The organism is Rhizobium sp. R693 (assembly GCF_002211315.1).
In the GTDB taxonomy this organism is placed as follows: Bacteria; Pseudomonadota; Alphaproteobacteria; order Rhizobiales; family Rhizobiaceae; genus Rhizobium.
Map to the genome: position 1 here is coordinate 47,658 of NZ_LOKY01000047.1, position 23,464 is coordinate 71,121.

At 60.5% G+C, this 23,464-nt stretch carries 24 protein-coding genes; 10 read left to right on the forward strand and 14 right to left on the reverse strand.

The window, feature by feature from the left end; genetic code table 11:
* Positions 1–65: 65 nt before the first annotated feature.
* On the forward strand, positions 66–755 hold the full coding sequence (locus ATY79_RS26490) for an HAD family hydrolase (RefSeq protein WP_088692188.1): 690 nt from the start codon (positions 66–68) through the stop codon (positions 753–755).
* Positions 755–2,338 carry an FGGY-family carbohydrate kinase gene (locus ATY79_RS26495; protein ID WP_088705432.1) on the forward strand — a complete coding sequence of 528 codons (1,584 nt, stop codon included), beginning with the start codon at positions 755–757 and terminating at the stop codon, positions 2,336–2,338. The genes ATY79_RS26490 and ATY79_RS26495 overlap by 1 nt, the downstream gene beginning before the upstream one ends.
* Before the next feature lie 3 nt (positions 2,339–2,341).
* Here the strand turns inward: ATY79_RS26495 and ATY79_RS26500 are convergent, their stop codons facing one another.
* Positions 2,342–3,196 (reverse strand): MurR/RpiR family transcriptional regulator, encoded by an 855-nt coding sequence (locus ATY79_RS26500; RefSeq protein ID WP_088692186.1) that lies wholly within the window; start codon positions 3,194–3,196, stop codon positions 2,342–2,344.
* Positions 3,197–3,423: 227 nt separating this feature from the next.
* On the opposite strand from ATY79_RS26500, the gene ATY79_RS26505 reads away from it, so the two are divergent.
* Entirely contained in the window at positions 3,424–4,137 is a 714-nt protein-coding gene (locus ATY79_RS26505; protein ID WP_088705433.1) for a sulfate transporter family protein, read from the forward strand.
* Positions 4,138–4,172: 35 nt separating this feature from the next.
* Here ATY79_RS26505 and nth read toward each other — a convergent pair whose 3' ends face one another.
* Positions 4,173–4,955 (reverse strand): endonuclease III, encoded by a 783-nt coding sequence (gene nth / locus ATY79_RS26510; protein ID WP_088692184.1) that lies wholly within the window; start codon positions 4,953–4,955, stop codon positions 4,173–4,175.
* Positions 4,956–4,977: 22 nt separating this feature from the next.
* Between nth and ATY79_RS26515 the strand changes: the two genes are divergently transcribed.
* The 3 genes from ATY79_RS26515 (at position 4,978) to ATY79_RS26525 (ending at position 7,010) form a co-directional block, all read left to right on the forward strand.
* Positions 4,978–5,475 carry a DUF2244 domain-containing protein gene (locus tag ATY79_RS26515; protein ID WP_088692230.1) on the forward strand — a complete coding sequence of 166 codons (498 nt, stop codon included), beginning with the start codon at positions 4,978–4,980 and terminating at the stop codon, positions 5,473–5,475.
* Between the two features lie 69 nt (positions 5,476–5,544).
* A complete protein-coding gene (locus tag ATY79_RS26520; RefSeq protein WP_088692183.1) occupies positions 5,545–6,417 on the forward strand; it encodes a bifunctional helix-turn-helix domain-containing protein/methylated-DNA--[protein]-cysteine S-methyltransferase in 873 nt (290 codons plus the stop codon).
* Positions 6,418–6,530: 113 nt separating this feature from the next.
* Positions 6,531–7,010: a hypothetical protein gene (locus tag ATY79_RS26525; RefSeq protein WP_088692182.1), complete on the forward strand. Its 480-nt coding sequence runs from the start codon at positions 6,531–6,533 to the stop codon at positions 7,008–7,010.
* A 17-nt stretch (positions 7,011–7,027) separates the two neighbouring features.
* Here the strand turns inward: ATY79_RS26525 and ATY79_RS26530 are convergent, their stop codons facing one another.
* On the reverse strand, positions 7,028–8,011 hold the full coding sequence (locus ATY79_RS26530; RefSeq protein WP_088692181.1) for a sugar-binding transcriptional regulator: 984 nt from the start codon (positions 8,009–8,011) through the stop codon (positions 7,028–7,030).
* Between the two features lie 408 nt (positions 8,012–8,419).
* Here ATY79_RS26530 and tal point away from each other — a divergent pair, with 408 nt between their 5' ends.
* Positions 8,420–9,385: a transaldolase gene (gene tal, locus ATY79_RS26535; protein ID WP_088692180.1), complete on the forward strand. Its 966-nt coding sequence runs from the start codon at positions 8,420–8,422 to the stop codon at positions 9,383–9,385.
* A gap of 56 nt (positions 9,386–9,441) precedes the next feature.
* Here tal and ATY79_RS26540 read toward each other — a convergent pair whose 3' ends face one another.
* The gene (locus ATY79_RS26540) at positions 9,442–10,278 is read right to left on the reverse strand and encodes an amidohydrolase (RefSeq protein ID WP_088692179.1); all 837 of its coding nucleotides are present in this window, start codon (positions 10,276–10,278) and stop codon (positions 9,442–9,444) included.
* A 214-nt stretch (positions 10,279–10,492) separates the two neighbouring features.
* Between ATY79_RS26540 and ATY79_RS26545 the strand changes: the two genes are divergently transcribed.
* Together ATY79_RS26545 and ATY79_RS26550 are read left to right on the forward strand one after the other, a co-directional pair.
* The gene (locus tag ATY79_RS26545; protein WP_088692178.1) at positions 10,493–11,224 is read left to right on the forward strand and encodes an SDR family oxidoreductase; all 732 of its coding nucleotides are present in this window, start codon (positions 10,493–10,495) and stop codon (positions 11,222–11,224) included.
* A 64-nt stretch (positions 11,225–11,288) separates the two neighbouring features.
* A complete protein-coding gene (locus ATY79_RS26550) occupies positions 11,289–11,966 on the forward strand; it encodes a DUF1345 domain-containing protein (protein WP_088692177.1) in 678 nt (225 codons plus the stop codon).
* A 9-nt stretch (positions 11,967–11,975) separates the two neighbouring features.
* On the opposite strand, the gene ATY79_RS26555 is transcribed toward ATY79_RS26550, so the two are convergent.
* The 8 genes from ATY79_RS26555 to ATY79_RS26590 form a co-directional block, all read right to left on the reverse strand.
* The gene (locus ATY79_RS26555; RefSeq protein WP_088692176.1) at positions 11,976–12,149 is read right to left on the reverse strand and encodes a DUF1328 domain-containing protein; all 174 of its coding nucleotides are present in this window, start codon (positions 12,147–12,149) and stop codon (positions 11,976–11,978) included.
* A gap of 150 nt (positions 12,150–12,299) precedes the next feature.
* Positions 12,300–12,794 (reverse strand): ester cyclase, encoded by a 495-nt coding sequence (locus ATY79_RS26560; RefSeq protein WP_088692175.1) that lies wholly within the window; start codon positions 12,792–12,794, stop codon positions 12,300–12,302.
* A 66-nt stretch (positions 12,795–12,860) separates the two neighbouring features.
* Entirely contained in the window at positions 12,861–14,288 is a 1,428-nt protein-coding gene (locus tag ATY79_RS26565) for a gamma-aminobutyraldehyde dehydrogenase (protein WP_088692174.1), read from the reverse strand.
* A 75-nt stretch (positions 14,289–14,363) separates the two neighbouring features.
* Positions 14,364–15,179 carry an ABC transporter permease gene (locus ATY79_RS26570; RefSeq protein ID WP_088692173.1) on the reverse strand — a complete coding sequence of 272 codons (816 nt, stop codon included), beginning with the start codon at positions 15,177–15,179 and terminating at the stop codon, positions 14,364–14,366.
* Positions 15,169–16,143: an ABC transporter permease gene (locus ATY79_RS26575; RefSeq protein ID WP_088692172.1), complete on the reverse strand. Its 975-nt coding sequence runs from the start codon at positions 16,141–16,143 to the stop codon at positions 15,169–15,171. The genes ATY79_RS26570 and ATY79_RS26575 overlap by 11 nt, the downstream gene beginning before the upstream one ends.
* Positions 16,140–17,126 (reverse strand): ABC transporter ATP-binding protein, encoded by a 987-nt coding sequence (locus ATY79_RS26580; protein WP_088692171.1) that lies wholly within the window; start codon positions 17,124–17,126, stop codon positions 16,140–16,142. The genes ATY79_RS26575 and ATY79_RS26580 overlap by 4 nt, the downstream gene beginning before the upstream one ends.
* Before the next feature lie 201 nt (positions 17,127–17,327).
* Positions 17,328–18,488, reverse strand: coding sequence for an ABC transporter substrate-binding protein (locus tag ATY79_RS26585; protein ID WP_088692170.1), 1,161 nt, complete (start codon positions 18,486–18,488; stop codon positions 17,328–17,330).
* Between the two features lie 131 nt (positions 18,489–18,619).
* Entirely contained in the window at positions 18,620–19,528 is a 909-nt protein-coding gene (locus ATY79_RS26590; RefSeq protein ID WP_007527791.1) for a LysR family transcriptional regulator, read from the reverse strand.
* A 181-nt stretch (positions 19,529–19,709) separates the two neighbouring features.
* Here ATY79_RS26590 and ATY79_RS26595 point away from each other — a divergent pair, with 181 nt between their 5' ends.
* Positions 19,710–20,414 carry a hypothetical protein gene (locus tag ATY79_RS26595; RefSeq protein ID WP_088692169.1) on the forward strand — a complete coding sequence of 235 codons (705 nt, stop codon included), beginning with the start codon at positions 19,710–19,712 and terminating at the stop codon, positions 20,412–20,414.
* A 60-nt stretch (positions 20,415–20,474) separates the two neighbouring features.
* On the opposite strand, the gene lysS is transcribed toward ATY79_RS26595, so the two are convergent.
* Entirely contained in the window at positions 20,475–21,974 is a 1,500-nt protein-coding gene (gene lysS / locus ATY79_RS26600; RefSeq protein ID WP_189637119.1) for a lysine--tRNA ligase, read from the reverse strand.
* Between the two features lie 13 nt (positions 21,975–21,987).
* On the reverse strand, positions 21,988–23,445 hold the full coding sequence (gltX, locus tag ATY79_RS26605) for a glutamate--tRNA ligase (protein WP_088692167.1): 1,458 nt from the start codon (positions 23,443–23,445) through the stop codon (positions 21,988–21,990).
* Positions 23,446–23,464: the final 19 nt, after the last annotated feature.

A 23,464-nucleotide genomic window follows, 5' to 3' on the forward strand; every position in this document is an offset into this window, starting at 1 on the left:
CCCGTTGCCACCCTCCGCCAGATCCGGCGGACGGAATTTCTGCACCAACTGCGATTGGGTCTGTCATGGCTAAGGCTGAAACACGGCTGGTCATTTTCGATTGCGACGGCGTTCTCGTCGACAGCGAGCCGATATCGGTGAGCGTCCTCGTCAAGGCAATGAACGATCTCGATGTGCCGATCACCGAGGAGGAGGTTTATGGCCGTTTCCTGGGACGCAGTCTCGCGACGGTGATCGAGACGATGAGGACAGAATACAACGTTCACCCCGGCCAGGAATTTCTCGAGCAGATCCGCACCGATCTCTACGCCCGGTTTCGCAGGGAATTGAAGCCGATCGATGGGATTGGTGAAACGATCGATCGACTTGGGATTCCCTGTTGCGTCGCGTCTTCGAGCCAGGTGGAGCGCATCCGCCTGTCGCTGACGGTCACCGGCCTGATCGATCGGCTGCCTGATATCTTCAGCGCGACGATGGTCAAGCACGGCAAGCCGGCGCCGGACCTTTTTCTTCATGCCGCGCGCGAAATGAACGTCGATCCGGCCAATTGCGTCGTCGTGGAAGACAGCCCGGCGGGGATCGAGGCGGCGAAGGCCGCAGGCATGACGGTGTTTGCTTTCACCGGCGGCTCGCACGCCAATTTTTCCGGCTATCGCGCTGAACTTGACCGGCTTTCTCCCGAAGCCGTGTTTGACGCGATGCCGGATTTGATCCACCTTGTCCGAAAACATAAGCAGGACGGGATGCACCTTTAATGCCTCAGCATGTGGTTGCGGTCGATATCGGCACGGGCAGTGCGCGCGCCGGCGTCTTCGACGCTCGCGGCGCGCTGCTGGGCAAGGCGGAACACCCGATCATCATGAATCGGCCGCGTGAGAACCACGCCGAACACGATTCCGAAGATATCTGGTCGGCGGTCTGCATTGTCGTACGCAAGGCGATGGAGCAATCGGGCGCGGCACCGGCATCGGTGGGTGCCATCGGCTTCGACGCCACCTGCTCGCTCGTCGTGCGCGATGTCGACGGCGGCCAGATCAGTGTTTCCACCGGCGGAGAACGGCGTTTCGACACGATCGTCTGGCTCGACCATCGGGCGCTGAAGGAGGCTGACTTCTGCACGGCGACGAAACATCCCGTGTTGGAGCATTCCGGGCATTTCATGTCGCCGGAAATGGAAATGCCCAAGCTGATGTGGCTGAAGAAGAAGCTGCCCGGTACCTGGATGAATACCGGCTATCTGTTCGATCTTGCCGATTTCATGACCTGGAAGGCAACCGGCGCGCTTGCCCGTTCGCGCTGCACACTGACAGCCAAATGGAACTATCTTGCCCATCTCGACAAGGGTTGGCGGAAGGACTTTCTCGCACAGATCGGGCTCGATGATCTCCTAGAACGCGGACGGTTGCCGGAGGAGACGGTCCCGGTCGGCGAGAGCGTCGGGACGCTGACGCAGGAGGCCGCCTCGGCCCTCGGATTGACAACCGCGTGCCATGTTTCTTCAGGCATGATCGACGCCTATGCCGGGGCTCTCGGCACGCTTGGTGGCGAGGCACAGGATGCACGCAGGCTGGAACGCCAACTGGCGCTCATTGCCGGCACATCGAGCTGCATCGTGTCGTTCTCGCGCGAGCGCAAGCCAAGCCACGGCATGTGGGGTCCATACTACGAGGCGGTTTTCCCGGAATCCTGGCTGGTCGAGGCAGGGCAATCGGCAACAGGCGCGTTGCTCGACCATATCGTGCGAATGCACGCGGCCGGTGGCGAGCCGACGGCGACGCTGCATCAGAAGATCGTCCTACGCATCGCGCAACTTCGCGCCGAAGAGGGCGACGAATTCGGCGCTCGCATCTTTGTCCTGCCGGATTTCCACGGCAACCGCTCGCCGCTTGCCGACCCGCATGCCGTCGGCGGTATCAGTGGCCTGACGCTCGACACGTCCTTCGACGGGCTCTGCGCGCTCTATTGGCGCGCCGCCGTGGCCATCGCGCTGGGGATTCGTCACATCCTCGAGCAGATGAAGGAGTACGGCTACGTGCCCGATACGCTGCATGTCGCGGGCGGCCATGTGAAGAACCCCGTGCTGATGGAACTCTATTCGGATGCAACCGGCTGCAAGGTCGTGGTGCCGAAGATGAATGAGGCGGTGCTGCTAGGCACGGCGATGGCCGCTTCCGTTGCGTGCGGTCTCTATGGCAATCTTGCGGAAGCAGGGTCGGCCATGTATCCGGGCGGCGAAGAGCGATTGCCGAATGCTACCAAACAAGCCCTTTACGACCGCGATTATCGCAGACTGCTCGCCATGTATCGCCACCGCGCCGAACTGGAAGCGATGGAGTAGGGCCTAGCGGTTTCCGCCCTCTCCAAGCACGTTGCCGAATTCGGCCATGCGACGGGTGCGGGCGCTCGCTTGTTCTCCGGCGGCGGCGATGACAGCTTCTGAAAGACAGTCGAGCAGACCCATGAGCGGCGGCAGGTTGTCGTCGTCCTCGGATCGGGCGGGTGGAAGAGCGAGCACAAGATTGGCCTGATCCGGAATCCAATTGGCGCCTTGTGCGGTAATCAGGATGACCTTGTATCCGTAGCGCCGCGCCGTTCGGGCCAGCAGCCGGGCTTTGCCGAAGCGCCGGCTGTCGATCACGATCAGCAGGGCGTCGGTGCCATCCAGTCGTGCGAAAAGCTCGGCGAAACGGCTGCCTGTTCCGTCAAGCGCACGAACGCCGTCTCGGGCGTGCGTCAATCGCTGCGCGAAGTGGGACGCAAAGCCGGATAATCGCGCGTGCGTGGCGACGAATACCTCCCCCGCGGCAGCGATCATCGATACCGCTTCGCTCCACTGCGGTTGGCCCGTCAGGTGGTAAATATGGTGCAGTGCCTGAATCTGCTCGGAAACAAGGACGGCCAACGGCTTGCCGGCGGAGGCGTCGGTCTGCAATTGCGTGAGCGATGCCTGCAGTTGCGTGGGCGAAATGGTGTTCGTCTCGCGGATATGGATCTTGACGCTGTCGAGTCCTTGATAACCAAGCGCCCGAAGAAAACGGCCCACCGTCATGGGGCTCAAATCCAGCCGGTCGGCAACGGAAGCGGCGGTTTCGAAAGGGAGGTCGTTCAGATGTTCCGAGAAGTATTTCGCGATTCGTCGTTCGGCCGGGGTGCCGGACTTGGCGTATTGGCGGAGCTTTTGAACAAAATCTTCCACGTCAGCCGTCCAGATCTTCCCGGAAGCATTTCTCGGATAAGCAGACAACCCTTGTCGTTTGCAACTATTCCGGAAGCTTCTCTCAGGATAAATCAATCTTAGATGATAAATTACTATATATTAACATAGCTTTCCCGACAAGTTTTGGGTCGATCTGCCGGATTTATTTCAGCCTTGCCGTTCAAAGTTCGGTTTCCTACATGGTTGTTGCAACCGGAGACCCCAAAATGATCTTTCAGGCGGCTCGCCTATCCCTAATCAATCTTTTGGCGGCAGAAACGCGCTCAGTTTTTTGGAAGGTCCTAGGGTTGACGCTTCTGGTGCTCGTCGGACTTTGGCTGGCATTACGCAGTGCCTTTATATCGTTTGTCTTCCCGTGGATTGCCAGCTTTTTTCCTGCCATGCCGGATTGGGCAGGGTGGCTCGGCTTCGTGTTTGCGATCGCAGCCGGCATAGGGCTGGCGCTCGGATTGGCGCTGTTGCTGTCACCGGTAACGGCGCTGATCGCCGGCCTGTTTCTCGACGATGTGGCCGAGGTGGTTGAAAAGACGGATTATCCCTCGGATCCGCCCGGCACCGCGATGCCGCTCGGTCCGGCGCTCGCAAGTTCGATCAAGTTTCTAGGGGTGATCGTCCTCGGTAATATCGTCGCGCTCATCCTGCTCTTCGTGCCGGGCGTCAACCTCATTGCCTTTTTTCTGGTCAATGGCTATCTGCTCGGCCGCGAGTTCTTCGAGTTTGCCGCGATGCGGTTCCGGTCGCCGCAGGAGGCAAGGGCGTTCCGCGCCAAACATGCGGCGACAGTCTTCCTCGCGGGGCTTGTCATCGCCGCCTTCCTCGCCGTTCCTATCGTCAACTTGCTGACGCCGCTCTTCGCCGCAGGATTGATGGTGCATCTGCACAAGCTGATTTCCTGCCAGGACGCAGGCGCTCGCGGTTAGATGTCATGTCGAGCATGCTGAAGCATGCACCGGTCTTACTCGACGGCCTCGCCGATAACTTGCGGTGGTAGCTCGACCAGCGGCGCTGGAACGTCGCAGGTCTTTTCGGGTGACTTGCAGATATCGGCGATAACGCAGCGTTCGCATTCCGGCTTGCGCGCCTTGCAGGTGTAGCGGCCATGCAGGATTAGCCAGTGGTGGGCATGGTAGAGGTAGTGTTTTGGCACCACCTTCATCAGGCGTACCTCGACCTCATCGGGCGTCTTGCCCGGCGCCAGCTTGATGCGGTTGGCGATCCGGAAGATGTGGGTATCCACTGCCATCGTTGCCTGGCCGAAGGCCATGGAGAGTACGACATTGGCGGTCTTGCGGCCAACACCGGGCAGCGTCACCAATTCGTCGCGTGTCCGCGGCACGGCGCCATCGAACTTGTCGACCAGCATCTGCGAGAGAGCGATGACGTTCTTGGCCTTGTTTCGATAGAGGCCGATCGTCTTGATGTAATCGCGTACCCGCTCTTCGCCGAGCGCCAGCATCTTTTCGGGCGTGTCGGCGATCTTGAAGAGTGCCCGCGTCGCCTTGTTGACGCCTGCGTCCGTCGCCTGGGCGGAGAGCGCGACGGCGACGACGAGCGTGAAGGGGTTGGTGTGTTCCAGTTCGCCCCTCGGCTCGGGGCGCTGCACGCAAAAGCGGCGGAATATCTCCTCACGCTCGGCTTCGGAATAGGCCGAGCGGACTGCTGCTGGTTTCTTGCTGCGAACGATCACTTTCGAGTTCAGCGACGATGTGGCGGTGGATTTGAGTTTCGGAGTTGGCATGGAAAATCTATACTTGGCAGCCATGATGGAAAGCAACGGCGATAGGGCCGACGAACAACCTGTTTTTGCCGCGGAGCTTTTTCCGTACCGGTCGCTTGGCCGCAAAGGCTTCAAGGTGTTGCTGCTGCTGACCGGCGTGGTCTGCTGCATGTATGGCATGTTCTTCGTGGCCACCGGCGCCTGGCCGATCGGTTTCTTTTTCGGGTTGGATTTTTTGCTGCTCTACGGCGCTTTCTGGCTGAACTACCGTTCCGGTCGAGTGCGGGAGGAAGTGACGGTGTCGCGTACCGATATTTCCGTCCGCAAATTCGCGCCTTCCGGTCGGATGATCGAGCACCACTTCAATCCGTTCTGGACGCGTTTTTTCGTTCGCCGGCATCAGGAAATCGGCATCCTTTCCATGTATATTTCCGGCGAGGGAAGAGGCACGGACATAGGCTCCTTCCTCAACCCTGATGACCGCGAGAGCTTCGCCAAGGCCTTCAAAGGCGCGCTTGCCACCGTCAAGCAGCGGATTTGATCGGCACGCAAGAATCGGGTGGTTTGCGAGGGTTCACTTGACTATCTCCTTGGTACAAGGAGAAAGATCATGAATATGGTAGCCAAGCTGAACAACGACATCACGCCCGACGGCTCTGATTACGAAACCGTGCGCCAGGTGATCGAACTCATCACCGAGGACTATCGCGATCAGCCGTCTCTTGAAATGATCGCAGCGCGGCTCAAGCAATCGCCGACGCAGTTGCAGAAGACATTCACGCGATGGGCGGGCCTGTCTCCGAAGGCATTTCTGCAGGCCGTCACGCTCGATCACGCAAAGCGGCTTCTCCGTGAGGAAGCGATGCCTCTGCTGGAGACATCGATCGAGGTTGGGCTTTCTGGCCCCAGCCGCTTGCACGATCTCTTCGTGACGCACGAGGCCATGTCGCCGGGCGAATGGAAAGCCAAGGGCGGAGGACTGACGATCCGCTACGGCTTCCATCCTTCGCCGTTCGGCGTCGCGCTTGTGATGGCCACCGACCGTGGACTCGCCGGACTTGCATTCAGCGATCTTGGGGACGAGGCGGCCTGTCTTGACGACATGACATGCCGCTGGCCGAATGCGACATATGTCCAGGACGCCGAGGCGACGGCGCCCTATGCCGAGCGTATATTTCAGCCCGGACGCTGGACGTCAGACCAGCCGTTGCGGGTCGTTCTGATCGGCACCGACTTCCAGGTGGAGGTATGGGAAAGCCTGCTGAAGATACCCTTTGGCAAGGCCGTCACCTATAGCGATATCGCCAATGACATTGGGCGGCCGAAAGCGATGCGCGCGGTCGGAGCTGCGGTTGGTGCGAACCCGATTTCATTCGTTGTTCCCTGTCATCGGGCGGTCGGCAAGGGTGGGGCCCTGACCGGCTATCACTGGGGCCTTACCCGCAAGCGTGCGATCCTGGGCTGGGAAGCGGCGCACGCGTGATCGCGGCGGGGCAACTATCCAACCTGTGGATACGCTTCTTCCTTTGAGAGTCCTGCCATCAAAAACTCAGGAATCACCGGTTTGATTCCATGGTAGGACTCGAGGAGGCGGAAATGAACTCTGGAGAAAAGCCATGCAGGGTTGCAGGCATTGCCGTTGGCTTGCTCGCGATGTCACTGGTTCCGGCCTGGGCGGGCTGCAAATCGGCGATGAGTAGTCCGGAATGGCCGGCTGTAGAGCGAGCGATATCGACCGCGCAATTGTGCGAACAGCTTCCCGTAGGCCCAAATCGAACCAGCCGTTTCAAGGTTATTTCTGCAGATGTCTGTTTGACGGGAGATAGTCTCGCATCCATCAAGGCGACGGCACTTTTGACCTGCGAGACGGGCGACAACGCGCTCTTTCAGATGGCTCCCGTAGAGGGCAAGGTGGTCGCAACCGTCTCACTCGATGTGGGAGCCTGCAAGATCACCGACACTCACATCGAAATTGATGGCGAGATCGGAAGCCTTTTATCGGAATTGCCGGATACCCAGGATGTTGGACGGAACTGGGCGCAATCGCAATTGCAGCGCCTGTGCCAGCTGCGGTAACGCCGAGGCGGGCGCCGTTAAACCGCTTCTGCCAGGCCCAACAGCGCCTTGGCGGCGCTCTCGTCGGTAATCAGCGTATTGCAGCCGATCCGCTTGATGGTGGCCCGGATTGCGACCGCCCGATGCGCGCCGCCCGATGACAACACGATATGCTTGGCCTTTTTCAGTGTATCGAGATCCACCGACATGACGCGGCTGTTGATCGAGTGATCGACCGTGTTGCCGTCCTTGTCGAGGAAGTTGAACATCGTGTCACAGACGCAGCCGGCGTCGATCAGTTGCTGCAGTTCGGCTTTTGAGATCCACCCCTCCGACAGAGAGGTCGAATGCGGGCCGATATCGCCGCAGCTGACGATCGCGAGATCCAGCGTTTCGGCCAGGCGATAGATCGTGTCCAGGCCGCATTTCTCGATGAGGTTCCGCTTCGTCTCGGTCGAATCCACCAGCAGCGGAGCGAGGAACATGTAGCACTCCGCGCCGAGCTGGCTGGCGAGCCGCCAAGTGTAGTCGATCGGGTTCGTCTGATGAACGGCAACGACGCCGCCGAGCAGGGAGACGACCTTGCAATTGTCGCGGCGGGGCGGCCGGAAGCTGGAGAGAGAGGCCGTCATGGTGCGGCCCCAGCCGACGCCGATCGTGTAATCATCGGGAATGGCCTCCGAGAGAAACTGTCCCAAGGCAAGACCAACACTCTTCGCCAGAGAGTTGGCGTCGGGTTGCGGCGGCGCCGGCACGACGATCGCTTCGTCGAGGCCATAGGCGCGCTCGAGCTTCACCGACAGTTCAACGCAATCGCCGATGGAATCGTTGATCCAGATCTGCACTTCGCTGCGTTTCATCGCCTCATCGAGCAGACGGATCACCGTCGTGCGGCTGATACCGAGCTGTTCGGCGACGTCCTTCTGCGTCAGCCCCTGATTGTAGTAGAGCCAGGCCGCGCGCAACCTCAGAGACGATGCTTCAGAATAAGCCGTATGCGTGCCGCGTTTGAGCTTGACCACATCTCCTCCGGAGTGAATTGCGCCCTAGATCTACCATCAAGCCAGGGCAGGTTCGTTAATCCGCCCGATAATGACGGGTGTGACACTTATGTCAATTGAAATGCACAAATGTCCTTGACATATCTAGGTTGGAATAGCGATAGTCGCCGCGAAGAAGTCGCCCTTGTGCGTCGGAGGAGGCAATGTGCGGGCAAGTGGGAAGTCACCATCAGCATTTGCGCTGCGGCCTGACGTGCCGCGCAGCCGAAGCATGACGTCTTTCCGCCGCGGCGATACGACCGTCCCTTACATCAGCGCCCGTTCGGAAACGGCGGACGCGATCCGATCAGCGATACCGCTTGTTCGTAGACAGATTTGCCGGTCGAAAATCGCGCCGGCGCGCAGCTCAAGTCAAAAGGACCAGTAACCATGACATCCAAGCTTGACCAACTCCGCGAAATGACCACCGTCGTTGCCGATACCGGTGACATCGAGGCTGTTGCCCGTCTGAAGCCGGTCGATTGCACCACGAATCCGAGCATCGTGCTCAAGGCACTCGGCACACCGATGTTCGCAGACACGGTCAAGGAAGCCGTTGCCTGGGGCAAGAAGCAGGGCGGCAATCCGGAGGCCGTTTCCGCCGCCGTTGCCGATCGTCTGGCGATCTCCGTTGGCGCCGCGCTCGTCAAACTCGTTCCGGGTCGTGTGTCGACTGAAGTCGATGCGGACCTTTCCTTCGATACGGAGGCATCGCTTGCCAAGGCACGTTCGATCATCGCTGCCTATACGGAACGCGGCATCGAGCGCGACCGCATCCTCATCAAGCTGGCATCGACCTGGGAAGGCATTCGAGCTGCCGAAATCCTGCAGAAGGAAGGCATCGACTGCAACCTGACGCTTCTGTTCTCGAAGGCCCAGGCCGTTGCCTGCGCTGACGCCAAGGTATTCCTGATCTCGCCGTTCGTCGGCCGTATCCTTGACTGGTACAAGAAGTCGACGGGCAAGGAATTCACGCCCGAGGAAGATCCGGGCGTTATCTCCGTCCGCGACATTTACAACTACTACAAGGCCAACGACATCAAGACGATCGTCATGGGTGCCTCGTTCCGCAGCGCTGGTGAAATCGAGGCGCTGGCCGGTTGCGATCGGCTGACGATCGCGCCTAACCTGCTCGACGAACTTTCCAACGACCAGGGCAAGCTCGAGCGCAAGCTGTCGCCTGACGTGACGAAGCCCGCCCCGAAGATCACGGTCGACGAAAAGACCTTCCGCTGGATGATGAACGAAGACGCGATGGCGACCGAAAAGCTCGCAGAGGGCATCCGCGCCTTCGCCAAGGACCTCGGCACGCTGCGCAGCAACGTTCAGAAAGAACTGCAGCTCGCAGCTGCTTAAGGACTACGAGCGCTCCAACACAAAGGGCGGTGCCATCGGCGCCGCCCTTTTTCGTGTCATATCGACCAGATGCGCATGGCATTGGCGTGATAGAGCTTGTCGCGCTCCTCCGGGCTGCAGCCCGATGTCAGCGCATGGGTGGCCGCGACCCAGGGTGTCAGCCCGCCGCCCAGCGTGCAAACGGGCCAGTCGCTGCCCCAGACGACGCGATCCCAGCCGAAGCTGCCGATCGTATGTTCGACATACGGGCGGAGGCTGTCGACTGACCAGTTTTCGAGATCCCCATAGGCGATGACGCCTGAAATCTTTGCCGTCACGTTCGAGCGGCGGGAGAATTCCGTGATACCGTTGCGCCAGACTTCGCTCGTCCCATCCTTGATCGGTGGGTTGGCGCAATGGTCGAGAATGAAGCGAACACCCGGGCAGTGATCGACCAGCGCGAGGATGGTTTCGAATTGGTGCGGGAAGACGCAGAGGTCGAACGTTATGCGGGTGGCTGATAACCGCCTGATGTTTTCGCGGAACAGCGGCCGTGCGGCGGTGTCGTCAGGCGCCACATGCAAGACGCGGCGGAACCCCTTGATGAAGGGATCGGCAAGCGACCGCTCGAGATAGGCCGCGAATCCATCCTCTTCCGGCCGGCAGGCGGCAATGACGCCGCGCACGAGGCTGCCCGGTCGGCGACTGATCTCCGTGACGTAGTTCGTCTCGTCATCAATACGCTCGGGGGCGACATCCACCTCCATATGCAGAACGTTGGAGATCCCACAGCGCAGCGCATCACGCGCGTAGTCCTCATAAAGACTGTCCCGGTTGAGGTTACCAGCGCCGGAGAGCCAGGGATAATCGAGCGCCTGCCGATCGACGATATGCAGATGAGTATCGAAAAGCATTCGGTTCCTCCCATTCATGCGATTTGTATGCGTCGAGCTGCGGCATAGGAGCCGGATGACGCCTCGATGGCCAGATTTACCATGCCCGTCGTCACGAGATCGACTAGGGTTTCTCCCGCGAGCGAAGCGTGTTTGAAACAGGTTGACGCCAATTTGAATATATTGTTTGCATATGAATGAACGCGTCGCAAGCGCTGGAATTATGGGAGGACGTATGAGCCACGGTTTGGAAGGCAAGAAGGTCGTCATCACGGCGGCAGGTCAGGGTATTGGTCGAGCGAGCGCTGAGCGTTTCCTTTCGCTCGGCGCGCATGTCTACGCGACCGATATCAACGAGACGACGCTTTCCACGCTGGAAGGTGCCGGGAAACATGTTCTGAATGTGCTTGATAGCGATGCCGTGCGCGCCTTCGCGGCCGAGATCGGCCCGATCGACGTCCTCTTCAATTGCGCGGGCTTCGTGCATGCGGGCACGATCCTCGAATGCGAGGAGAAGGATTGGGATTTCTCTTTCAACCTCAACGCCAAGGCCATGTATACGACCTGCCGTACCTTTCTTCCGGGCATGCTGGAAAAAGGCAAGGGCTCGATCGTCAACATGGCCTCGGTCGCCTCCAGTGTGAAGGGCGTGCCCAATCGCTTCGCCTATAGTGCGTCGAAGGCAGCCGTGATCGGGCTCACCAAGTCGATTGCGTCTGACTTTGTTGCCAAGGGCATCCGCGCCAACGCGATCTGCCCCGGCACGGTGGACAGCCCCTCCCTGCATGATCGTTTGCGTGCCACCGGCGACTACGAGAAGGCGTTGAAGGATTTCATCGCCCGCCAGCCAATGGGACGCATTGCGACACCCGAGGAGATCGCCGCACTTGTGACCTATCTTGCCGGCGATGATGCAGGCTTCACCACCGGCCAGATCCATGTCGTCGATGGCGGCTGGACCGGCTGAAGCCATATTGCTCCCGCCGCCATCAAGCTGATATCAAAGGCAATCTTGCATTGGTAGGACAGTGATGGCGGAAGGCACGGTGGACCGGGAAAATCGGGTCATGGGGCAAGTGCGTAAGCACATGGTCTTCGGCGTCGCCTTGGCCGCCGGGTTAGTGACGTTCCTGCTTTTGACAAGCAGGGAGGTCAATCCGCAGAATCTGATTTTCGGCTGGAACGTTAGCGCCGTCGTATTTACGGCGCTGACTTGGCGGCGAATGTTGCGTGCGACCGTCGCCAGCATCCGCAAGCGGGCTGAGGATCTCGACTTTTCAGATGTTTTCCTGCTGGCGCTGTCGATTGTAGCAGCCGTCGCGAGCATCGGCGGTATCGCGCTCGAACTTCACTTCGCCAAGGACGCCGGACCAAGCGAAGCCTTGGCGCGGGCACTCGTGGCCATCGTCACCATTCTGAATTCGTGGGTCTTCCTGCACACACTCTTCACTGTCCACTATGCGCACCGCTTCTATGGTGGCGAGGACAGGGCGGAGGGGTTGAAGTTTCCGGAAGGCAATGACGAGCCGGTCTATTGGGACTTCCTCTATTACTCCTTCACCATCGGCGTCGCCTCGCAGACTGCGGATGTGGCGACGACCTCTACCGCGATGCGAAAGCTGACGCTTCTTCACTCAGTTCTCTCGTTCCTGTTCAATACGACGATCCTTGCTTTGGCGATCAATGTTGGCGCAAGCCTGCTTGGCTGACCGACAAAGTTACACAACAGCATTGCCAGCCAGCAACGCCAGGACGAGGAAGATCAGGAAGATCACCAGCGCAATGCCGAAGAGGACACGTGCGATCGTCGCCGTGGCCGCCGATATCCCGGAAAAACCTAGGAGGCCGGCGATCAGCGAAATAACGAAGAATATAAGAGCCCATTTAAGCATGGATGTTTTCCTCTTTGTTCATCGCTTGGATGACGCAATGCGAGGAAATTTGTTCCATGTGCGGTTCCCGCGATTGGCGCGCGCGGGAGTGTCGGCAGAGCCGGCAATTTGACGGCACCCTTGGTGCGGGCGCCGTCGCGGATCGTCGAGTTACATCAGGCCCAGTTGCTTGTAGAAGCCAAGGGCGTCGTAATAATCCGACTGCTGCTTGATGGTGTTGTTCTCAATCACGAAGACCGAAGCGCCATCAAAGGAGAAGGACTTGTTGGTCGCTTTTGTGCCATCGGCCCAGGTACCGCTGTTGTTGCCCGAAAAGGTCCACTCGAAGGAGACCTTGTTTCCGCTGACGATCGGATCGCCGCGCATCACCCATTTCAGATCCGGCGCAGCGGTCATGAAGTTGTCGATGACGCCGGCCTTGGCGTCGGCCCGTCCAACTGTCGGCTTGCCGACGGTTGCGTCGTAGTAGCTCACCTTCTCATCGAAGTAAGAGGCGGCCTTGGTGGCGTCATGGGCGTTCCATGCGGCCAGATACTGTTGGACGACCTCAAGCGGCGTCTGATCGGCGGCATAGACCGGCGCAGCGGTAAGCGTCGACGCGAGGCAGATGCCGCCGAGGGCGGCAAGAATGGTGCGGCGTTTCATATGGACTCCCCTTTGCGTATTTATTGTTTTTGGGTTGCGGGCCGGGCCAACGGCCCGGCGCGCGGATCAGCCGTGATTGATCATCACGTGGCGGACGGCCGTGTAGTCTTCCAGTGCGTAGACGGACATGTCCTTGCCGTAGCCTGATTGCTTCAGGCCGCCGTGCGGCATTTCATTGGTGAGCATGAAGTGGGTGTTGATCCAGGTGCAGCCATATTGCAGGCGGGCGGCGGTCTTCATGCCGCGGCTGATATTCTTGGTCCAGACGGACGAGGCGAGGCCATAGTCGCTGTCGTTCGCCCAAGTGACGGCATCCTCGACATCGGTGAAGCGGGTGACCGAGACGACGGGGCCGAAGACCTCACGACGAACGATTTCGTCATCCTGCGTGGCGCCCGCGATGACCGTTGGCGTGTAGAAGAAGCCCTTGTCGCCGGAGGTCTTGCCGCCGGTCGTGATCTCCATGTGCTTGTGCTCGCCGGCGCGGGCGACGAAGCTTTCGACGCGGTCACGCTGGCGTTTGGAGATCAGCGGGCCGATTTCGTTTTCGGTATCGTCTGCCTGGTTGAACCTGATCGAGGAGACGGCCGAGGAGAGGTCGGCGACGAATTTGTCGTAGACCTTCGCGTCTGCATAGATGCGGCAGGCGGCAGTGCAGTCCTGGCCGGCATTGTAGTAGCCAAAAGTGCGGATGCCGGAGACGACAGCATCGATATCGGCGTCGTCGAAGACGATGACCGGCGCCTTGCCGCCGAGCTCGAGGTGGGTGCGCTTCACGGTCTTGGCGGCGGCCTGCAGCACCTTCTTGCCGGTGGCGACATCGCCCGTGATCGACAGCATCGAGATCTTCGCATGGTTGATCAGCGCGTTGCCGACGCTTTCGCCGCGGCCGAGGACGACGTTGACGACGCCTTCCGGCAGGATTTCGGAGAGCAGTTTCGCCATCTTCAGGGCCGTCAACGGCGTCTGTTCGGAAGGCTTGAAGACGACGGTGTTGCCGCCGGCGATCGCCGGCGCGAGCTTCCAGGCCATCATCATCAGCGGATAGTTCCACGGCGCGATCGAGCCGACGATGCCGACGGCGTCGCGGCGGATCATCGAGGTATGGTTCGGCAGATATTCACCGGCGACCGGGCCGTGCAGGTTGCGGACAGCACCGGCGAAGAAGCGATAACAATCGACGATCGCCGGGATCTCGTCGTTCAGCACGGCGTTGATCGGCTTGCCGCAGTTCAGCGCTTCCAATGCGGCAAAGCCCGCAGCATCCTTTTCGATCGCATCGGCAATCTTCAGGAGGTAGCTGGAGCGTTCGCCCGGCGTCGTCTGCGACCAGTGCTTGAACGCGCCTTCCGCGGCGTCCACGGCGGCGTCGATCTGGCCAAGCGAGGCTTCCGGCAGGTCAAGCACTGTTTCGCCCGTTTTCGGGTTCAGGATGTGCTCGTCCGTTTCCGTGCCCGCTTCGAAGCGGGACCCAATCAGCATCGCGGTGTCCATGATGTTCTCCCTTATTGTTGACGGAGTGGGATGTGGGCGGAAAACCGCTTCACACTTTTCCGCATCCCACTCTGGTTATTTGCCGGCTCCGGCGACCTGGTCGCCGTCGCGAGTGAGGTAGTAGGCTGCCAGGATCGGCAGGAAAGTGACGAGCACGACGACCATCGCGACCACGTTGGTAACAGGGCGCTGCCGCGGCCGGATGAGTTCTTCGAGCATCCAGATCGGTAGCGTCGATTGCTGTCCGCCGGTGAATGTGGTGACAATGACCTCGTCGAACGACAGCGCGAAGGCGAGCATGCCGCCGGCCAGAAGCGCCGTGCCGATGTTCGGCAGGATGACATGGCGGAAGGTCTGGAAGCCATCGGCGCCAAGATCCATCGATGCCTCGATCAGCGAACCGGAGGTGCGGCGGAAGCGGGCGACGGCGTTGTTGTAGACAACAACGACGCAGAAGGTCGCGTGGCCAAGCACGATCGTCCAGACCGAGAAGGGAATATCGAACAGGCTGAAGGCGGAGCGCAGCGCAATGCCGGTTATGATGCCGGGGAGCGCGATGGGCAGGATGACCAGCAGCGAGATCGCCTCGCGGCCGAAGAACTTTGTCTGGCTGATCGCCGCGGCGCAGAGGGTGCCAAGCACAAGTGCGATTGATGTGGCGATGCAGGCAACCTGCACGGACAGGCCGAGCGCCGACCAGACATCCGGACGGTTCCAGGCGATGGCGAACCATTGCGTCGTCAGCCCCGGCGGCGGCCATTGATAGCTCTTTTCCTCCGTCGTGAAGGCGTAGACGAAGATCAATAGGATCGGCAGATGCAGGAAGAGCAGGCCGCCGGCTGCGGCGATCTTCAGGAACAGCGGCGAACGCTGGGAACGGTCAGAGCGCATCGAAGGCCCCCTGTTTCTTGGCGAGCCAGAGATAGATGGCCATGATGACGATCGGCACGACGGAGAAGGCGGCCGCGAGCGGGACGTTGCCTGCCGTGCCCTGCTGGGCGTAGACCGCCTGGCCGATGAAGAGACGCGACGAGCCGATGATCTGCGGGATGATGTAGTCGCCAAGGGTCAGCGAGAAGGTGAAGATCGAGCCGGCGACGATACCGGGCAGCGCCAGCGGAAAAAGCACTGTGCGGAACGTCTGGCTCGGGGTCGCGCCGAGATCGGACGAGGCCTCGATGAGGTTGCCCGGGACGCGTTCGAGCGCTGCCTGTGTCGGCAGGATCATGTAGGGCAGCCAGACATAGACGAAGACGACAAACGTGCCGAGATAGCTGACCGACAGCGAATTGCCGCCGATGACGGGCAGGTTGAGAATGCCGTCGAGCAACCAGGAAAGGTGCATCTTCTCGAAGATCCAGGTGAGGATGCCTTCCTTGGCCAGGATCAGCTTCCAGGCATAGATCTTGACGAGATAACTCGACCAGAGTGGTAGCATGACACCGAGATAGAACAGCGCCTTCCATTTGCCCTGCGCGTAACGGGCGGCGTAATAGGCGATCGGAAAGGCGACGACGGCGGAGGCCAGCGTCACCAGTGCCGCCATGATGATCGTGCGGATGATGATGTCGAAATTCGTCGGGCTGAGGAGCTGCGCATAGGTCGCGAGCGTGAATTCGTAATTCACCAGGCCTGAGAAATCATCGATCGAGAAGAAGCTCTGCAGGAGCAGGGCGATCAGTGAGCCGATGTAGATGATGCCGAGCCACAGCAGCGGCGGCGTCAGCATCAGGAAGAGCAGCAGTTTCGGACGTCGCCAGAAGGCATCGGAAAGCCGTCCGAAGAAGCCACCGCGACCGGGCAGGATCGAGGTCTCGCGCAGATCGGTCGTCTTGGTCAGCGCAAGGGTGGTCATGCTGCGTCGTCCATGTAATGCACGTCCACAGGCTGCCAAGCGAGGCGAACGCTCGTGCCGACATCCGGCACGTGGGCGCCGGCAGGCAGCATGACGTGCAGCCGCGTGCCGCGGATATCGACCGACAAGCGGGTTGCAGCACCCAGGAAGCTCGCGTGCTCCACACGCGCCGCGACACCTTCGCCGGCGACGTGGATCGCTTCCGGACGCAGGCTCGCCCAACGCTTCTCGCCGCCGAGCGCGGTCATCAGATCGGGCGCAATGACATTGGAGGAGCCGACGAAATCCGCGACGAAGCGTGTCTTCGGGCAGCGATAGATGTCGTGCGGGGTACCTTCCTGGATGATCCCGCCATTGTTGAAGACGGCGACGCGGTCGGCCATCGACAGCGCCTCGCCCTGGTCATGAGTGACGAAGACGAAGGTGATGCCGAGCGCGCGCTGCAGGCTCTTCAGCTCCTCCTGCATCTGCTCGCGCAGTTTCAGATCGAGCGCGCCGAGCGGTTCGTCGAGGAGCAGGACCTTCGGCTTGTTGACGAGGGCGCGGGCGAGCGCCACGCGTTGCCGCTGGCCCCCGGAGAGCTGGCCGGGCTTGCGCGCGCCGTAGCCGGGAAGCTTCACAAGCTCCAGCGCCTGCTCGGCGGCTTTGGTGCGTTCGGCTTTACCGATGCCCTTGACCATCAGTCCGTAGGCGACGTTGTCGAGGATGTTGAGATGCGGGAAGAGCGCGTAGTCCTGGAAGACGGTGTTGACGTTGCGGCGATAGGGTGGAATGCCCTCGGCCGTCTCGCCGAAGATTTCGATGTGGCCGCCCGTTGGCTGTTCGAAGCCCGCGATCAAACGCAGGCACGTGGTTTTGCCGGAACCGGAAGGGCCGAGCATGGCGAAGAATTCGCCCGGCGCAATTTCGAGATCGACGCCGTCGACGGCACGGACCTGCCCGAAATGGCGCGAGACCTGTTGGAAACGGACGGCGGGGATCATTGTAAGCTCCGGAATGTAGTGTCTGTTTTGACTTCTTCGCAACGGGAAGAAGGTGGCCCAAAAGGCTCCAACAAGGGGGCAACTCGGCGTTCCGTCATCGCGCCCCCGCGCTGACGTCCGCTCTTTTGCTCGGTTGCCCCTCGTCTGCCCTCGCAGGGCGTCTTCTCCCCGAGCGAGGAGAAGAAGAGGTCGCGGGCGAAATTATCGTCCGCCGATCACGCCGATATAGTCAGATACCCAACGGTGATACGGCACGCACTCGTTCTGCGTGGCGCACTTCGCGGTCGGCGTTCTCCAGAACTTGATCTTGTCGAAGTGGTCGAAGCCGTTCGTTGCGCAACCTTCGTCGGTCAGCAATTCGTTGCCTTTGCAGGCTGCGGGGACCGACGGCACCGCGCCAAACCAGGCAGCGGCGTCGCCCTGGACCTTGGCTTGCAGCGAATGCTCCATCCACATGTAGGCGCAGTTCGGGTGCTCGCTGTCGACGTGCAGCATGGTCGTATCAGCCCAGCCGGTTGCCCCTTCTTCCGGGAAGGTGGAGGCGATCTTCTGCTTGTCGGCCTGCATCAGGTTGACCTGGAACGGCCAGGAGCCCGAGGCGACCACGCCCTCGTTCTTGAAGTCGTCGATCTGGATCATCGCGTCGTGCCAGTAGCGGGAAACGAGCTTGCGCTGGCCGCGCAGCAGATCGAGGGCTGCCTTGTACTGGTCTTCGTTCAGCTCGTAAGGATCCTTGATGCCGAGGTCCGGCTTGTGCGCCATCAGGTAGAGGGCGGCATCCGCAATATAGATCGGGCCGTCATAGGCCTGCACACGCCCCTTGTTGGACTTGCCATCCGGAAGCACCTCTTCCTCGAACACGACCTTCCAGCTGGTCGGCGCCTTATCCTTGAAGGCATCGGTGTTGTACATAAGAACGTTCGGCCCCCAGAGGTAGGGTACGCCGTAGTGGGCGCCATTGACCGTGTACCACGCGCCCTTCTGCAGGCGCGGATCGACATTCTTGAAGCTCGGGATCAGGTCGGTGTTGATCGGCTGGACACGCTTGCCGGCGATCAGGCGAAGCGATGCGTCGCCGGACGCGGTGACGAGATCGAAGCCCCCTTCGTTCATCAGCGAGACCATTTCATCCGAGGTCGCGGCCGTCTTGACGGAGACCTTGCAGCCGGTTTCCTTTTCGAAAGCGGTGACCCAGTCGTAGCTCTTGTCGCTTTCGCCGCGTTCGATGTAACCCGCCCAGGCTACGATGCTCACTGCACCTTCGCCCTTGCCGAGCGCCTTCAGCGGTTCAGCAGCGGCCACCTGCGTCACGAAGCTTAAGCTCGCGAGGGCAGCAGTGCATGATTTCAGAAGATATTTCATCTGATGTCTCCCGGTTTTGCCACTTTTCGTGGCGTTATGTTCCCAGATGAAAAAGTGCGCCGAATTTTCCGGTTTCGCAAATTCATTTATCAGAAAGCCAATATCGGAAAATCCGATATCAATACTGGCATTCAGCGCGGCCGACCGGACCGGAGCGCCTCCGCAATGCCCACAAAGTCGCGGGCCGCCTGCGGCAGGCTCGACCCCTTGCGCCAGACCATGCCCACCTGGACGACGGGGAGCGAGCCGGACACGTCACGGCTCTCGATGCGGTCGCCTTCCAGCGACCAGGGGCGATAGACGAGATCCGGCAGCAGCGCCACGCCGGCGCCGGTGGCGACCAGGCTGCGCACCGCTTCCACCGAACGCGTGCGGAAGGCAACATGCGGGCGCGCGCCGAGCGCCGAAAGCAGCTTGCCGGTGTTCTCCTCGATTTCGTCGACGGTCAGCATGATCAGCGGCTCGCGGGCGATATCGGCGACGGAGATGATGTCGGCAGAGACCAGCGGGTGGCCCATGGGCAACCACAGCCGGTAGGGCGAGGTTTCCAGAATTTCCGCCTGCAGGGCCATGCGGTCACGCAGGTTGGAGATCACCATGACAGCCACATCCAGCTCGCCGCCGACCAACAGATGCTCGAGATAGCTGCCATTGTCCTCGATGGCGCTGACTTCGACGCCTGGGCAGGCGCGGCGATAGCGGGCCAAGAGGTCGGAGAGCACGTAGCCGGCAACGAGCGAGGTGACGCCGATATTGAGCGTGCCTGACAGTTCATTCTGCTTGCCGGAAAAACTGGTGCGCGCATCAGAAACGCTCGCCAGGATTTTCGTCGCATGGCGCAGGAACTGATGGCCATTGTGGGTGATCGACAGGCCCCGCGGATGGCGTTCGAAGAGCGCGACGCCGAGATCGGTTTCTAGTTCTTTCAGCGCCTCCGTAACCGAGGATTGCGAGATCGAAAGGTTCTGCGCGGCACGCGTTACGGAGCCCTGTTCGGCGACGGCTACGAAATACTGGATCTGGCGGAGCGTGAAGGCCATACGCCGTTAGAGCATGGTCGCGAGGATATTGGCAAGCATAGGGAAAGCTTGGACCTTTTTTGGTGCTAATCCCATACTGACGCAAACTTGGAGGGCTCGTTTAAGTATTCGGAAACGTCATTTCTCTAGCGTCGAAACCACTCGTATTGCGTTGGAGCTCGTTAATGGCGGAGCAGTTGGCGTGAAGGCCCTACTGCGCATCTTCCGGCCTTCCCGGAAATTGGTGTTTATCATCGCTGGCGTCGCCCTCCTCGGGGGCGTCTCCGGCGGCGCCGCGCTGTTCATCGGCAAAGACAAGATCCTCGGCCTTTCCGCGGAGACGATGAACGGTCTCTCCTGCACCGACGTCAATCTCGTCACCATTAAGAAACAGAACCGCATCTGGATCCGTAAGTATATCAAGACCGAGCCGACCGATGGCATGACGCGGGTCAAGACCGCGCTTCGCGTGGCCAAGGCGATCTACAATGCACAGAAGCCCGATCTGGTGCAGGTCGTTGTGCTCGATGCCAATGGACCGACGCTGCGGTCCGATATTCGCGGCCGGGCGATCGGCGCCGACGTCGTCTACATTCCGCATCCCGATCCCGTTCTCGAAAGCGCGGAGGCGAAGACGTACACCGCCCGCTATTATGACGGCGAGGCTGCCGCCAATGGGTTGTTCTTTGGCGAACGTGTCGATCTGCCCGAGGACGAGATCACAGCGCTGAACGCGTCCTTCAAGGAATACTCCGACTGCATCGATCCGATCGCCGTTGCCTCAACGAAGGGTGGCGAGGGCAAGGGTGAGAAGAAGGAAGAAAAGCCGGCTGAGGGTGGCGGGCAAGGCGCGGCGCCTGCAGAAGGTTCCGCGCCGGCGGAGGCAGCACCGGCTGCCGGTCACTGACAATTCCAACGAAAAAAGGCGGCGAGGGGCCGCCGCCTTTTCTACTCCTTATGAGCCGTCTCAGTCTGCCTTGCTGCGGCGAGCCGGGAAGAGGATCACGTCGCGGATCGACGGAGCGTTGGTGAGCAGCATGATCAGGCGATCGACGCCGATGCCGAGGCCACCTGCCGGCGGCATGCCCTGGTCGATCGCATCGAGGAATTCGTCGTCCAGCTGCTTTTCCTTTTCGCCGCGGGCGTGCGCCTGCTCCAGCTGCTCCACCATGCGGCGACGCTGCTCTTCCGGGTCGTTGAGTTCCGAAAACGCGTTACCGAGTTCCCAGGCGTTGCAGTAGGTCTCGAAGCGCTCGACGAGGCGCGGCTCACCCGGCACTTCCTTGGCGAAAGGCGAGATGTCCTTCGGGAAATGGGTGACGTGTGATGGCTGGATCAGCGTCGCTTCAACCTTCTCTTCGAAGATGAAGGCAAGGCACTCACCCCAGGTCCAATCCTTCTCGACTTCGAAACCGGCGGCCTTAGCGGCGGCGCGGGCTTCCTCGTCGGTCTTGATGGCGAGGAAGTCGATACCGGCCACTTCCTTGACGGCGTCGGGCATCGGCACGCGCTTGAACGGACCCTTGAAGGAGATCGTCTTGTCGCCGAAGGGGAATTCCGTCGTGCCATGGATCGACAGCGCCAGACTTTCGAAGAGCCGTTCGACGAGGTCCATGATGTCCTCGTAGTCGGCATAGGCCCAGTAGCACTCCATCATCGTGAATTCTGGATTGTGCCGGGTCGAGACGCCTTCGTTGCGGAAGTTGCGGTTGATCTCGAACACCTTGTCGGTGAGGCCCGAAACCAGCGTCCGCTTCAGATACAGCTCCGGCGCGATGCGCAGGTACATGTCGAGCTTCAGCGTGTTGTGATGCGTCTTGAACGGCTCGGCGGTGGCGCCGCCGTAGACCGAGTGCAGCATCGGCGTTTCGACTTCCATGAAACCGTCGTTTTCCATGAAGCGACGGATGCCGGAGACGATCTTCGAGCGCTGCTGGAAACGGAGTTTCGATTCCTCGTTGGTCATGATGTCGAGGTGGCGCTTGCGATAGCGGATCTCGACATCGGAGACGCCGTGCCACTTCTCCGGCATGGGGAGTAGCGACTTCGTCAGCATGGTGATTTCGCGGGCGTTGATCGACAATTCGCCGCGCTTCGTACGCCGCACCGTACCGGTGACGCCGATGATGTCGCCGATATCGATCATGCCGAGCATGTTGCGTGCTTCTTCCGGCGTCACGTCCTTGTGGCTGAAGATCTGGATTTTGCAGGAGGCGTCATGGATATCCATGAACATGCCTGAATTGCGCGAGGAATAAACGCGACCGGCAACGGTCACCACATCCTGTGTCTCGACATCAGACTCGAGGCCTTCGTACTTCTTCGCCAGTTCGGCATTGGTCATGGTCCGGTGGAAATGCGCCGGATAGACGTCGCCGATCTGTTCGCGCAGCAGCTTCAGCTTCTGTGCGCGGACCTCGGTGGCGTCGGAGGAAAGGGTCGCTGTTTCGGTCTTTTCGGTCATGATGCAAACGTCCGGTTCAGTTCTTCGGGCCGACGAGGGAGGCAACTGCCTGGGCGGCCAGTTTCAACCGCTGACGCACGACGGAGCGGCCGAGGATCGCCATCGAGTCGAAGAGCGGCAGCGAGCGCGACGAGCCGGAGACGGCAACGAAGAGCGGCGCCACGACGACCTTCAGCTTCTTGCCCATGCGATCGGTAATCGCGCGCAGCTCGGCCTCGATCGTCTCGACGTTCCATTCGAGAATCTTTTCGAGATCCGGCTGAACGGTGTTGAGGATCTCGAGGATCTCTTCCGGCGGCGACTTGATCTTGGCGAAGGCCGAGGGGTCCACGCGGAGGTCGGACTTCAACAGGAAGCCTGCGAGATCAGGGAGTTCGCCGAGTTTGGAAATACGCGACTGCGACAGGCGCAGGCCGGCCTTCAGGCGGTCGTTCTCCATCGCCCAGTCGAGCACGCGGGCCTGGAATTCCTCTTCCGACAGCTTCTCGCGGATCCAGCGACCGTTCAGCCAATCCAGCTTCTGGATGTCGAAGATCGCGCCGGCCTTGGAAAGGTTTTCGGGATCGAACTTTTCCGAGAGTTCGTCCATCGTCAGCAGCTCTTCGCCTTCGGCGATCTGCACGAAGAACAGGCCGAGGAAGTTCATCAGCGCTTCCGGAATATAGCCGAGAGCGGAGTAATAGGAGATCGACGTCGGGTTCTTGCGCTTCGAGAGCTTCGACTTGTCGGCGTTGCGCATCAGCGAAAGATGCATGAACACCGGCTGCTCCCAGCCGAAGTAGCGGTAAAGCAGGATGTGCTTCGGCACGGACGCCAGCCACTCTTCGCCGCGGGCGACGTGGGTGATCTGCATCAGATGGTCGTCGATGACGTTTGCCATATGATAGGTCGGCATGCCGTCGCCCTTGATGAGGACCTGCATATCGACGGAATCCCACGGAATGCTGACGTCGCCGTAGACACCGTCGGTGAAGTCACAGGAGCCCTCGGTCGGGATCTTCATACGGATGACCGAGCCTTCGCCGGCTGCCATCTTGGAGCTGACTTCTTCGGCCGAATATTTCAGGCAAAGACCGTCATACTTCGGTGCCTTGCCGGCGGCTCGCTGCTCTTCGCGCATCTTTTCCAGCCGCTCGGGCGTGCAGAAACAGCGGAAGGCGTGGCCCTTGTCCAGCAGTTCCTGGCCGTAGGGCGTGTAGATGTCCTTGCGGTCGGACTGACGATAGGGGCCGTAGGGACCGCCGATGTCAGGACCTTCCTTCCATTCGAGGCCGCACCATTTCAGCGCGTCCAGCACCTTCTTTTCGAATTCCGGGGTCGAGCGCGTCGCATCGGTGTCTTCGATGCGCAGAATGAACTCGCCGCCGTTCTTCTTGGCGAAAAGATAGTTGAAGAGTGCGATGTAAGCAGTGCCGACATGCGGCTCGCCGGTCGGCGAGGGAGCAATGCGGACGCGGACGCCGGAAGCTGTCATTTTATGTGCCCGTCAAATG